The organism is Pseudoalteromonas sp. ASV78 (assembly GCF_047806705.1).
Taxonomy (GTDB): Bacteria; Pseudomonadota; Gammaproteobacteria; order Enterobacterales; family Alteromonadaceae; genus Pseudoalteromonas; species Pseudoalteromonas prydzensis_A.
The window spans coordinates 1,502,933-1,515,846 of sequence record NZ_JBLOPA010000001.1; the positions used below are offsets into that span (position 1 = coordinate 1,502,933).

14 protein-coding genes are annotated in these 12,914 nt (G+C 40.0%); 2 read left to right on the plus strand and 12 right to left on the minus strand.

Features of this window, described 5'->3' with window-relative positions:
• Positions 1–23 precede the first annotated feature (23 nt).
• The 3 genes from ACMVDV_RS06750 to ACMVDV_RS06760 form a co-directional block, all read right to left on the minus strand.
• Complete coding sequence (locus ACMVDV_RS06750) at positions 24–773, minus strand: DNA-binding domain-containing protein (protein WP_416157614.1); 750 nt, start codon at positions 771–773, stop codon at positions 24–26.
• A gap of 1 nt (position 774) precedes the next feature.
• Complete coding sequence (locus ACMVDV_RS06755) at positions 775–1,599, minus strand: DUF692 domain-containing protein (RefSeq protein ID WP_414704858.1); 825 nt, start codon at positions 1,597–1,599, stop codon at positions 775–777.
• A gap of 102 nt (positions 1,600–1,701) precedes the next feature.
• Entirely contained in the window at positions 1,702–2,196 is a 495-nt protein-coding gene (locus tag ACMVDV_RS06760; RefSeq protein WP_416157615.1) for a hypothetical protein, read from the minus strand.
• Positions 2,197–2,441: 245 nt separating this feature from the next.
• Here ACMVDV_RS06760 and ACMVDV_RS06765 point away from each other — a divergent pair, with 245 nt between their 5' ends.
• Together ACMVDV_RS06765 and ACMVDV_RS06770 are read left to right on the plus strand one after the other, a co-directional pair.
• Positions 2,442–3,398, plus strand: a complete 957-nt coding sequence (locus ACMVDV_RS06765) for a tRNA-dihydrouridine synthase (RefSeq protein ID WP_416157616.1) — start codon at positions 2,442–2,444, stop codon at positions 3,396–3,398.
• Positions 3,399–3,468: 70 nt separating this feature from the next.
• Positions 3,469–3,813: a TraR/DksA family transcriptional regulator gene (locus ACMVDV_RS06770; RefSeq protein ID WP_304184262.1), complete on the plus strand. Its 345-nt coding sequence runs from the start codon at positions 3,469–3,471 to the stop codon at positions 3,811–3,813.
• A gap of 16 nt (positions 3,814–3,829) precedes the next feature.
• On the opposite strand, the gene ACMVDV_RS06775 is transcribed toward ACMVDV_RS06770, so the two are convergent.
• The 9 genes from ACMVDV_RS06775 to pyrC form a co-directional block, all read right to left on the minus strand.
• Positions 3,830–4,888, minus strand: a complete 1,059-nt coding sequence (locus ACMVDV_RS06775) for a hypothetical protein (RefSeq protein ID WP_416157617.1) — start codon at positions 4,886–4,888, stop codon at positions 3,830–3,832.
• 63 nt (positions 4,889–4,951) lie between these two features.
• Positions 4,952–6,211, minus strand: a complete 1,260-nt coding sequence (locus ACMVDV_RS06780) for a hypothetical protein (protein ID WP_416157618.1) — start codon at positions 6,209–6,211, stop codon at positions 4,952–4,954.
• An 11-nt stretch (positions 6,212–6,222) separates the two neighbouring features.
• Positions 6,223–6,840 carry an energy transducer TonB gene (locus tag ACMVDV_RS06785; protein WP_416157619.1) on the minus strand — a complete coding sequence of 206 codons (618 nt, stop codon included), beginning with the start codon at positions 6,838–6,840 and terminating at the stop codon, positions 6,223–6,225.
• Positions 6,840–7,244, minus strand: a complete 405-nt coding sequence (locus tag ACMVDV_RS06790) for an ExbD/TolR family protein (RefSeq protein WP_054205753.1) — start codon at positions 7,242–7,244, stop codon at positions 6,840–6,842. The genes ACMVDV_RS06785 and ACMVDV_RS06790 overlap by 1 nt, the downstream gene beginning before the upstream one ends.
• Positions 7,245–7,258: 14 nt before the next feature.
• The gene (locus tag ACMVDV_RS06795) at positions 7,259–7,783 is read right to left on the minus strand and encodes a MotA/TolQ/ExbB proton channel family protein (protein ID WP_416157620.1); all 525 of its coding nucleotides are present in this window, start codon (positions 7,781–7,783) and stop codon (positions 7,259–7,261) included.
• Positions 7,783–9,147: a MotA/TolQ/ExbB proton channel family protein gene (locus ACMVDV_RS06800; RefSeq protein WP_416157621.1), complete on the minus strand. Its 1,365-nt coding sequence runs from the start codon at positions 9,145–9,147 to the stop codon at positions 7,783–7,785. Before ACMVDV_RS06800 ends, ACMVDV_RS06795 begins: the two co-directional genes overlap by 1 nt.
• A 6-nt stretch (positions 9,148–9,153) precedes the next feature.
• Complete coding sequence (locus ACMVDV_RS06805; protein WP_416157622.1) at positions 9,154–9,924, minus strand: DUF3450 domain-containing protein; 771 nt, start codon at positions 9,922–9,924, stop codon at positions 9,154–9,156.
• Positions 9,925–11,115: 1,191 nt separating this feature from the next.
• A complete protein-coding gene (locus tag ACMVDV_RS06810) occupies positions 11,116–11,319 on the minus strand; it encodes a cold-shock protein (RefSeq protein WP_064668395.1) in 204 nt (67 codons plus the stop codon).
• Positions 11,320–11,647: 328 nt separating this feature from the next.
• Positions 11,648–12,700 carry a dihydroorotase gene (gene pyrC / locus ACMVDV_RS06815; RefSeq protein ID WP_416157623.1) on the minus strand — a complete coding sequence of 351 codons (1,053 nt, stop codon included), beginning with the start codon at positions 12,698–12,700 and terminating at the stop codon, positions 11,648–11,650.
• Between the last annotated feature and the right edge of the window lie 214 nt (positions 12,701–12,914).

Sequence of the window (12,914 nt, forward strand, 5' to 3'; positions counted from 1 at the left end):
ATGTAAAATAATCAATAAAGGTTTTAAGGGGGATTTTTTGTCACGATGACACCAAGTGAAGCCATCGCATTTAACGTTGCAGTCGCACCTTGAAATAATTGCTCTGTCGTAAATTGTGGGGCTTGTTGAGCAACTTGCGCCACCAAAGCAGGTAAACGAATACCTGGGGTGACATCTATAATCGATAATAACAGCGCCGTCATTGCATTGGTGGCAAGAAACTGTACTTCGTCATCTGCATCACGGTATACCACAAAATAATGAGCTTGCTCACTGGGCTGCTGCGGCTGAAAATCCACACTGATATGCTGCACAGCAAACTGATAACTCAAATTTCTGGCACTGCTGCTTAGATAAAGAGGCAGCTCAGTTAGCTCACCAGTAATAGCACATTCCAGTGGATCAGTTTGCGCTATTGATACATCAAGCTCAACCCATTCATAATGGGCAAGCTCCAACATAAATACTGGATCGCTTGGTTGCAAAATATAGTCATTACTTAAATATGTAATAAACTCACCCGCAATATCCAAAAAATAAGGTGAGTGGCAATCGTGCTCTGCAAAAAACCGCCGCACTAACCTTATCCAGTCATCATCGCTGTAAAGTGTTTTCAGTACCGGAAAACCAGAGGAAATAAAACCATTGATATTATTAAAAAATAAATCACGGTAAATAGCCATACGGCGGTCTTCGATGCCATCCGGTTTGGGCTGTAATTGTGGATCGCGAATATGCGCCATAAACGCAAGTTGGCTATCAATAAAATTCATATCAGGCACTTTCTTTATTCTGAGTTATAGCGTGTTTAGCTTGTAACTGATGAATGATATCCAGCTCTTTTATAAGCTCAGGAATGGCAGGAATATTAAAATCACGCTCTAATAAGGTAGGAAATACCCCGTGATGTTGATAGGCAAGATCAAGCAATTGCCACACTGGATCAATCACATCCGCACCATGCGTGTCGACGATTAAATCATCCGCTTCGTTATAATGCCCAGCGACATGACCATACGCTATGCGGTTTGATGGTAAGTTTGCTAAGAAATGTTCACTGTCATAACCATGATTTATTGAATTCACATAAATGTTATTTACATCAAGCAGTAGTTTACAGTCAGCTTGCTGTAAAATTTCATTGGTAAAATCCAACTCACTGATTTGCTGATCTGGTGCGGCATAATAAGAAACATTTTCAATTGCTATTTGTTGCTCAAGAATATCTTGTACTTGTTTAATACGAGAAACAACATGTTTAACGGCTTGTTCAGTAAACGGGATTGGCATTAAATCATACATATGCCCGCTGCCTGAGCAATAACTGAGGTGCTCGCTAAAGAGTTTAATGTTATGTGTTTCAAAAAATACTTTTAATGATTTTACAAATTCAATATCTAACGGTTCGGGAGAGCCGATGGATAATGACAAACCATGACAGAGGAAATTATTAGTATCAGTAAGTGACTTAAATTGTTTAGCGAAACGGCCACCCAGTTTTAACCAATTTTCTGGTGCAACTTCCATAAAATCAATTTGGCTTGGCATATGAGTAAGCAACTCATCGAGCATTTCTCGACGTAAACCAAGGCCTACCATGCCAAATTCATTTTGTTTGATTACTGCCATTTAAATCTCCACCAATAAAAAGGGCCTATGCAGGCCCTGATCAAGCATTGCGACTAATTTTTATCATACAAATTAGCTACGGCCACCGCATTTACCTTCGCCACATTTGCCTTCTTTTTTAGCTTTGGCATCTTTAGCAGCGCCACCACATTTACCTTCGCCGCATTTGCCTTCTTTTTTAGCTTTGGCGTCTTTAGCAGCGCCACCACATTTACCTTCACCGCATTTGCCTTCTTTTTTAGCTTTGGCGTCTTTAGCAGCGCCGCCACATTTACCTTCACCGCACTTGCCTTCTTTTTTAGCTTTGTCGTCTTTAGTTTTAGCATCGCCACCACATTTACCTTCGCCGCATTTACCTTCTTTTTTAGCTTTGTCGTCTTTAGTTTTAGCATCGCCGCCACATTTACCTTCGCCGCATTTACCTTCGCTAGCGTCAACTTGGTAACCCGTCACCAGTTGTTGAAATTCAAACGGATTTGCTTGTACATCTGCAGAAATGAAACTTGTGCTGCCTACTACTACTGCGCCTAATGTTAACGCAATCGAATTCTTTTTAATTGTATTCATTTTATGACTCTCTCTAAACAAAGGATGTACTAAGTAATAAGTAATAAGTAATAAGTAATAAGTAATAAGTAGACCTCGCTACAAAAAATAATATTTCACTTGCCTGCAAATTTTTATATTATTTTTTGCTCTCACTGCAGAAGTCGTACAACTGAGGTTAACTATGGGAGTAAAATTGGCATTTATCAATGTTATATTTACAGGTAAACTACGGCTCCTTTTCTAAAGTCAAAAGTGCCTCGATCATGAAATTAGTTTTAGCACCTATGGAAGGGGTTGTCGATTTTAAAATGCGTCAGCTACTCACCGATATTGGTGGCTTTGATTTATGCGTCACTGAATTTGTACGTGTGATAGATGCTTGCTTACCCGACAAAGTGTTTAATCGCTACTGCCCTGAATTGCAAAACAATGGCTTAACGCGTGCTGGCACACCCGTTCGCATCCAATTGCTTGGCCAAGTTGCGCACGCACTGGCAGAAAATGCGGTGAAAGTAATCGAACTCGGTTCTCATGGCGTTGACCTTAATTTTGGTTGCCCAGCTAAAACGGTCAACAAAAGTAAAGGCGGTGCCGTGCTATTAAAAGATCCTGAGCACATGTATGAAATCATTAAAGCAGTCCGTGACGCCGTACCCAGCGAACATCAAGTAAGCGCTAAAATTCGTTTAGGGTTTGATGATGACAGTAACAGCCAAGAAATTGTCGATGCCGTTGTCAGCGCCGGTGCCAATAGCATTGCTATTCATGCTCGTACAAAACGAGACGGTTATAACCCGCCCGCTTATTGGGAAAAAATCCCACCGCTTATCAAAGATAAAGATATAGCCGTGGTGGCAAATGGCGAAATTTGGCAAGTAGAAGACGCGCTACTGTGCCAGCAACGCAGTGGCTGCACAGACTTAATGCTAGGCCGTGGTGCGCTTTCTCACCCAGATCTTGCACAAAAAATAAAAGCACATGTTAATGGTGAACAATACGCAAGCCTGCAATGGGAACATATTCTGCATCATTTAATTAATTCAGCCATCCACCATGATCCCGCTAAAGATGAAAAATATTTTGCTTCTCGCACAAAGCAATGGTTGGGCTATTTAAAACGTCAATACTCTCAAGCTGATACTTTATTTGATGAGATCAGACGCTTAAAGATAAAAGAAGATGTGGCAGATGTTTTGAAAAAATACGCAATTGCACCTTAATTTGACACACATCATAGTGCCTTTCTTTAATTAATGAATACTGTAGCATTGCTCAACGAGGATAATGACAATGATCAATGCTCAACACCACCTTCAGTTACTAAATACAGAGTTGCAGCAAGTAAGGCAAGCCTTACTATTGAGGCTCTCAGACTCAAATAACCTTATTCATCATGCATTGGTTGCGACGTTACACGAACACAACCCTGAGCAGTGGTTAGAACTCACACAAAAGCAGCTTGGCACTGAATACCAAGATATCATTTTACGCTTAGAGCAGCTTGAAGCAGCGGTTTGCCAAATTGATATTGGCCAATACGGCTATTGCTGTGACTGTGAAGAAAAAATTGACCCGCAACGGCTAAATGCCGATCCAACAGCGCAGCGCTGTGGCAACTGCGAGTCAAAATTATAAAAATCCGCAAGCTAATTTACGGTGTTGTTAAAAGTGTTGCGAACGCAAAACTTTGCGCCGGATAAAAAATGATATCAGCCACTAAGTAGTCGACTTGTTGTGGCGTCATTTTTAACCGTTTCAGTAAATTAACTTTCGCTTGTTGCACTGTCCAAGCATGGTAATGAATGCCAAGATCGGTTTCCATCATCGTAAGCCAAAATGTTCGCTCTTCATTACTGAGTCCTGCTGCTACTTGCTGAGCAGAGCTGCTAAGGTTTTGGTAGTTTTGCGCCCAATCAAAACCGGCGATTTGATTTTTAGACTGTGCAAAACGCTGCTCAAGCACTGAGTGTTGATGATCAATCGCTAAATTAAGCGAATATACTTCCTGTTGGCTACCTTGCAATTGAGATTGCACTGCAACCAGCCAGTTGATGGGGGCTTTCGTAGTCCCTGAGAAGTAGTTTAGTTTACTTTGGTACCAAGGCCCACCATTCGATAAACCATGCAAACCAGCACTACCTCGTGGCGTATAGGACGCTAAAAAAACGTTAAAATTGGTCAACGTTTGCTTAATAATGGCTGGGAGATCATCACCAGCAAGACTTTTTGCTACTTGCGTTTGCAATGCCGTAAGCTCGATAGAATTGAGTCTAAGTTTACTTTCTTGCGCTGACACTAATTGTTGCTGTGTAAAACGGATCCAACCAGCGATGCCTGCTGAAATATCCTGTTGCTGATTATATTCAAGCATATTTTCAAGCACTGGAATATAAACCGGCCAGCTGAAGTAACGCTGCGGAAAACGTTCTGCAATAATGAGGTAATCTAATAAATGTTTATCAACAGGTGCTAATTCAAGAGATTGCATCGCTTGATAGATTGTGTGGCGCTCTTTTAAATACGCATCACTAAATGGCCACTGCGACTCAGATACACTAACGCTTGTACCTTTACTCGTCGGTCTTAAAAATTGATTCAGTGAGTGTAATGCTTGTTGGGCTTGCTCTTCACTTTGATACTGCTTATTTACATCACTACATGCACTCAAAAAAAGTGCACTGAGGCATATCCATATTAAGTTTTTTATCATGAGTATAATCCAATAAAAAAAGCCCCTATGGGGCTTTTTATAAATTGCTATAGCAAATTAAAGTTAAATTTTAACACCGTTGCGAGCGGCTTTATCTTTAATAAATGCAGACCAACCTTTTGCAAACTTACGTGTGCGCGGGTCGTCCATTGCTTTAGTAATTGCAGCATAAGCTTGCTTATACTTTTCTTGATAATAATAAGCTTCGGCTAAATCTGAATAAATAGTTCCTTGCTTATCAGAACCTAATTCAAGTGCCTTGTTCAAACGAACAACGGCTGCACTATAATTTTGCGATTGCAATAATAATGAACCTGCTTTGCGATAAAGCTCAGCGTCGTCATCAAATTTTGCCGCTTCTTCATAGTATTTAGCTGCTTTTGCAATATCTTTAGAACGATGATAATTACTTGCTACTGCGCTGATATTAGCTTTTGTACGTTTAACAATCTTATCATCAATTGACTTCTCTAAAACCTTAGCGGCTTTATAAGGAATTTCATTCAATGAATAGAAGTTAGACAAAACTTTATAATCAACTTCAGTTTCAAAATAACCATTTTTGTAAGCTACTTCCATCGTTGCAAGACCGGTTTTATAGTCTTCCGTCTGAAGGTAGTATTTACCTAAGCTTACCCATGCTTTTTTATCATCTGGCCAGATACGAACAATTTCTTCACCAACTTTGACCATATTTTTATAGTCTTTAAGTTCAAAATATGAACCTAATTTAAGTTGGTAAGGGCCTTTGTTAGGCTCTTTTTGAAGTTTAATTGCTTTATCAGCTGGTGTAAAAACATCACGGAATTTACCTAACTGGTAGTTAGCTTGGGCTATACGCGTATAAACCGTTGCATCTTCTTCACCAGTAAAGTCCATCCACGCTACATAAGCTTCTTTGGCTTTTTCATACTGCTCAGTACCAGCGTACATATCGCCAAGTGTTTTTAAACTTTGTTCTTGATCGGCAAAGTTTAACACATCATCGGCAACGGCTAACTGTAGGTGTTTAATCGCAGTTTTATACTGCTCTTTTTGACCATACATGCTACCTAAGTAGCGATTAACTGTTGCTTTGTCGAAATCATCAGAAGGCTCTAATTCTTTCAACATGGCGATAGCTTCATCAAGCTTATCTTCGTTATACAAGTCAAACGCTTTGATAACTTTTTTACCAACACGCTCTCCCATCACTCTAGTCTTTGCTTTTTTACGCTCTTCAATCTTTGCGTAATCTGGCGCGGCTAGAGCGGATGCAGTAAATACTGCACCCGAGAAAGACATAAGTACCGCAAGAGCTGTTACTTTAGATAAATTTCTCATTACTTGCCTCCTTAGTTGCCTTGGTTAATTTTAAAGTCTAGCTGAACTTGTAAACCAACTTGCTTTTGTGCTTTACCATCAATAATTTTAGGACGGTATTTCCACTTGCTCAATGCACGTTTTGCTTCTCTATCGAAAATACGTTTAGGGTCTGCGTCAATAACTTCAATATCAGTTACGCCACCTAACTCATCGATTGAGAATGAAAGTTGTACCCAACCTTCTTTACCATCACGTGCTGCTTGTGTTGGATATTTTGGTTCAATACGAACGATAGGTGTCGCATCACCATCTCGTCCGAATGCCCCTGGACCACTTAGACCACCTGCCGAACTTCCCACATCGATGCTGCCCATATTAAATGACATTGCACCAGGATTTGGATTGTTATTTTCCGGCTGTGGCGGCTGCGGTTTAGGCGGCTGCTTTGGCGGTGGAGGCGGCGGAGGCGGTACTCGCTTCCGTTCCTGCACCTTAGATTCAGGCGGATTCGTCATAATTTCGACTATGATCTGCTCTTTTTGTTCCGTATTACGGTCAGCCCCACCAGAAATGAGGAAAGCCATGAAGTAGAACAAGCCGAAAGTAACTGCCCCACCTGCAATCAGTGAAAACAGAAAACGAATCATTACTGATCTCCAGCTATTGAAATTCTCAGGTTATCACCCGTCGCTTTGATCTGGTCCATAACTTTAACCACTACGCCATGTTTTGCATCTTTGTCAGCTTGCAAAATTACAACTTCAGTAGGTTGTTCTGCTAATAAACTTTCAATTTTTGCTGAAACACGTTCAACATCAACTTGTTGTTTATCAATCCAGATCTCGCCGTTGTCACGAATTGCAATAAAAATGTTAGCATTTTTTTGCTTCGTAGCTTGGGCCGCTTTTGGTTTATTGACCTCGATACCAGCCTCTTTAACGAACGATGTAGTTACGATAAAGAAAATAAGCATGATAAATACGATGTCAAGCATCGGTGTCATATCTACCGTTGCATCTTCTTCTTCACGAAAACGTTGTTTACGTGCCATATTTAATTCTCTCTCTAGTGATGAGGCATACTATCAATAAGTTTGGCTTTCACCATTTTAGCTTTTGCCTCAAGGCGTGAGCTAAAAAATACTCCAGATAATGCCGCAACCATTCCAGCCATTGTTGGGATTGTTGCCATTGAAATACCTGATGCCATTAAACGTGCATTACCTGTACCTTGGCTAGCCATGGTTTCGAAAACCGCGATCATGCCTGTTACTGTACCTAGCAAGCCAATTAAAGGACAAACAGCTACCAATGTTTTAATCAACAACATACGCTGATCTAATTTTTCAGACGCTTCAGAAATCCATGCTTCACGGATTCTGTGTGCGTACCAAGACGTAGTGTCTTGGCGGGCATCCCACTTTGCTACAATTCCTTTCGATAAACGAGGAAACTCAGCAAGTAAGAACCAATAGCGCTCAATCATTAAAACCCACATGATAAAGAGTGCTATCGCGACCACGTATAAAACCTGGCCGCCTGTGCCAACAAAATCCCTGATAGATTCCCAGATCTCCATCAGGACTAGCATTAGGCTTTCTCCTTCTCCGCGTGAGTAGCAACGATACCAGCGCTTTGCTCATCAAGGATGTGTAATACCGACTTACTACGACCCGCAACAACAGCGTGAAGAAGGATAAGTGGTAATGCAGCAATTAGACCTAGCGCAGTAGTTACAAGTGCTAGAGAGATGTTACCTGCCATGATCTTCGGATCACCTGTACCGAACAATGTGATTGTTTGGAACGTTAAGATCATACCGATTACCGTACCTAGTAGACCAAGTAGTGGCGCGATTGCAGCAAGGATTTTAATGATATTGATACCAGCTTCGATGCGTGGCGTTTCACGAAGAATCGCTTCATCAAGTTTAAGCTCAAGGTTTTCAACGTCTTGATTTTTGTTGTCATGGTACACTTTAAGAATACGACCCAGTGGGTTATTTGTATTCGGTGTAGCAACATTTTTAAGCTGACTGTTGATTTTGCTTGTTGTAAGCGTAAGGTCAACAAAGCGAGCTAGGAAGATTAATAAACCTAAACCTAATAACGCAGTGATGATATAACCAACTACATCACCTTGGTGATAGTATTCTTCAAGTGTCGCTTTTTGCGTATTGATACGTAAGATAGCACCACGCGTTGGATCCAGATATACACCAGCATAATTATCAGCAGACGTATTTTCTAAGTCACTGATACCAGCAAGAATATAACCATCAGGTTGTTTACCTAGCGGCTGAATCGATTTAGTTTCAGGCGAATAGATTAAGTAGCCATCGTCTGTTACTAAGTTGAAGTTACCGATACGGGTTACTTTCTTAACTGTCGCGTTTCCGTCAAGACCAGCAACTTCAGTTTCGAATGTTGAAACTTTCGCTGACTCAGTCATTTCAGTTTGTAGTGAAATCCAAAGTTCTTCAAGTTCACGAACTGTTGGTAATTCTTTAGCCGCAGCTAATGAACGTAAGATTTCAGCACGGCCTGGCTTTTCAGCAGAAACAAGAGATGCTTCGATTGAACCGATTGCATCTTGTGCAGCACGACGTACAACACCAAACATTTCACCTAATGTACCTTGTGCACTTTGAAGAGCAGCCTCTTTCTCAGCTAAGGTATTTTCGTTTTGTGCATATTGTTTAGTTAAGCTATCACCACGTGCTTTTTCAGCAGCTAATTGGCTTTTCGCTTTATTAAGTAACGCTTGCTTATCTGCACGATCTGATAAGAACTCTTGCTCACGTTGCTTATTGATTTTGCCTTCAGAGATACGCTCTTGCTTTACTTGCTCTAGGATTTTATCTAAAGCACCTGTATTTGCATGTGCGTTAAGCGCGGTACCTGCAGAAACAGATAGTACTGCTGCAACAGCAAAACCTTTAAATAGTTTCTTCATTATTGATTACTCCGCGCCAAAGATTGGTAGTTTAACAAGTTCTAATGTCGCTTGCTTACGCGCCATACGAATAACTTCTTTAACAGGTTTTAGGTATTCATCACCTAATTCTTTCCACTGTTTAGTGTTGTTATCCCATACCCATGCGTGCTTTAAGTCAAACGATTGAGCAACGTAAGTGATACGACCAAGTTGGCCGAAATCAACGTTAATGCTCTTGCCATCAACTTCTAAAGTACCTTGTGAAGCAGCAACTAAAGAGCTATATGCAGCTTCAATTGTGTATGCTTCTAATACTTGACGGAATTTCTCTGATGTAGTTACAGAAGAAGAAACCATTGTTTCACGTAATCTTTCAACACGCGCTAAACGAGCGTCACTGTTAAACGGAACGTCCGCTTTGATGAATTGCTCGAGCGTATCGATCATGCGATACATCAAAGGCACAACGTTTTGTTTTGTGGTGTCGATCGTAGCGATTTGACGGTCAAACGATTCAATTTGTGCATTTTGGTCAGCGACCAAACGTGCAACGTGATCGTTGTATACTTTCAAAAGCTCAGATTCATCAACAACGCTACGGTACTCAGCTAATAGCTCTTGAGTTTGACCATATACGTTGTCAATTTTAGTTTGAGACTTAACCGCAGCCGTTTGAATTTGTAGACCTGCTTTTTGCACGTCATTCAAAGGATCTGCAATCACATTGCTGCTTGCGAATGCAAACGCGCCAACCAACGCAGTTGCTACAAGACTCTTTCTGATTTTAACAGACATAGTTCCCAACCAATTAAGTAATGTTACTTTTATAATTTAATTACCTCCCGAAGGAGACAACCCTGATATCTTTTAATAGATATCAACCCTCCAATAATGCTAAATGCAATGCACGCTGTCAACTTGATGTTTGGAATTAGCTGGAAATAAATTAATTCAATCATTGCAAACTAAAACACACAAAACAAAGGATTAACATAAATGCAACAGCGCTATATTTTCAGCTGGTGCAAAAGCCACTAACTACAGCTGTTTTATCTACTCTGGTGAAACATAAAACATTAATGTAACATTTTATGTGTAATCTAGATGGGTTAAAAAAAGTTAATAATAATTTCAAATAAGCGTAATCATTCAGTAAAAAAGCCTTTTTATGCAGATGTACCGTGAGCACAGGGTATAAAATAACTGCCGTTCGGACCGTTTAAAGGAAAATGTATCTGCTTTTTTACCACTAAAATTTACACGACTTCATTTTTGACTGATTGAGCGAGCGAGAGCACTGAATGACTCTCACTTTTCAAAAATTTTAGTTTATAGGTACTGACTGTTTTATTCCTAATAAAAAGTTCTCACCTATTTGCTGATTTGATAATCTCTTCACTAAATATCCCATCATTGTGAATTCACATTCAGCTAGAATTGGATCGAGATCTTTTTCATTATTTAGCAAGTCTTCTTACGGGGGAAAATATACAGCCACGTAAAATTAATGCTACGGCTGAGGTAATATTTTTTAAGCTTTCAGTTTTAGCGTGAAGCACCCTATCTGTTTTGTCAAAACGAGTTTGCTCTGATAGACATGGCCCCTTGATTAACTTGAACCCTGATTAAGAAACTTACTAAAGAGCTGATTTTAAAGCATAAATATTAATAAAAGTCTCCAGCCGGAAATTTCAGGGAGAACAAGGCGAATTTACGCGTCAAGAGCGGGCACACAGTTAGCGTTGCAAATAGCCGCAGGAGATAGATTTATTATCCAAAGTTCAGGTTAACTAACACTTCTATTGGCTTTTTAGGCAACAGATAGATCAATCTAAACATGAGTTTGCAAGGAAATAGAATAGAAAAATAGCTAATTAAGTGAGAGAGAGAAAATTAGGTGTATAGAAATATTAGTAATAGAGAGGGGAATTATGGTGAAACAGAGTCCTGTTTCACCAAGTTGAACTTAGGTTCACATAATAAAAATTATGCTAGTTCTACGTTCTCAGCTTCAGGGCCTTTTTGGCCTTGCTTGATGCTGAAAGTGACTTGTTGACCTTCGCTTAGAGTGCGAAAACCTGAGCCAGTGATAGCGCTGAAATGTACGAATACGTCAGGGCCATTTTCTTGTTCAATAAAACCGAAACCTTTAGCTTCGTTGAAGAACTTAACTTTACCAGTAGTTGACATACTATATTTTCCTGTAAGTCAAAATTTAAAATTCAGCCAATAATTGGCTATATCCTCCCTGAGTGAATGCCCAAAAAATCCTTTGGGTAAAGTACAGGAAGAAATAATTGACCAAACAGGTAACCATAAACGCCGCACATTAACCGAAAATTCTATACGCAAAAACTCAAAGCAAGTTAAGGTTAACATAATAAAATCGTTTTAGCTCTATTAATTCAGAATTATTTTAAACAGGCTTTAATTGCTGATTTTACACGCGATAAAGACATATATTAATGCTAAACAGGCAACTAAAATGGCCTTTTAATCGCCTGAGTAAGTTAAATAGTTACTTCACTTGCCAATCAATAATTGATTCAGCTTTAATAGGTACTACATGATCGTCACCCAACGGGTAGCTTGCAGGCACAGTCCAAGGCTGCTTCACTAAAGTCACGGTATCAGCATTTCTGGCTAATCCATAGAAATCAGCGCCATAATGACTAGCAAACCCTTCTAATTTATCCAATGCACCAGCGTCTTCAAACGCTTCAGCATACAGCTCTAATGCAGCATGAGCCGTATACGCACCCGCACAGCCACAGGCAGCTTCTTTTTTATCTTTATAGTGTGGCGCAGAATCTGTGCCTAAAAAGAACTTTTTACTACCGCTTGTTGCCGCTTCAATCAGTGCTTGTTGGTGGCTATTACGCTTTAATATTGGTAAACAATAGTAATGTGGACGAATTCCCCCCGCCAACATATGATTGCGGTTATACAACAAGTGATGGGCGGTAATGGTTGCTGCCAGATTATCTGGAGCGTTATTAACAAAATCAACGGCATCTTTGGTTGTAATATGCTCAAGTACAATTTTAAGTTCTGGGAAGTCTTTAACAACATCAACTAAAATTGTTTCTAAAAACACTTTTTCACGATCAAATATATCAATCGATGAATCTGTCACTTCACCATGGATCAGCAATAACATGCCGACTTCTTGCATGGCTTTTAATGCTGGGTAAATCTTTTTAATTGAGGTTACACCAGAGTCTGAGTTAGTGGTCGCACCGGCTGGATACACTTTAGCAGCAACAATTTTACCCGTAGCATGGGCTTTTTTAATTTCATCTGCGCTCGTGTTATCCGTTAGATAAAGTACCATCAGCGGCTCAAAGCTACCTTGTGGTCCTGCCGCCATAATGCGGTCGCGATACGCTAAAGCGGTTTCAGTACAGGTTGCTGGGGGAACTAAGTTTGGCATAATAATCGCGCGCCCCATATAGCGGCTAATATCCCTAACTGTATCTTTTAATTGATTTCCATCACGTAAATGAACATGCCAGTCATCTGGACGGGTGATAGTTAACGTTGCTTGAGTATTGGAGGCTTGATTTGTCATTACTTATTTCCACGGCTGAATTTAATTGATCATATGCATATGCCCTAGCCGAGTAAAGATTTTATTGTGGTTTTTACTGACGCTTTTTATCAACGGATAGAATGAAAGCATTGCATCATCAATAGTTTGCCGTGCGTTTACCTTTACATACAGATCTTGTTAATTTTATTTATTCTTTGTCTATCTATTAACATTCCGTTAATCTATAAGTATA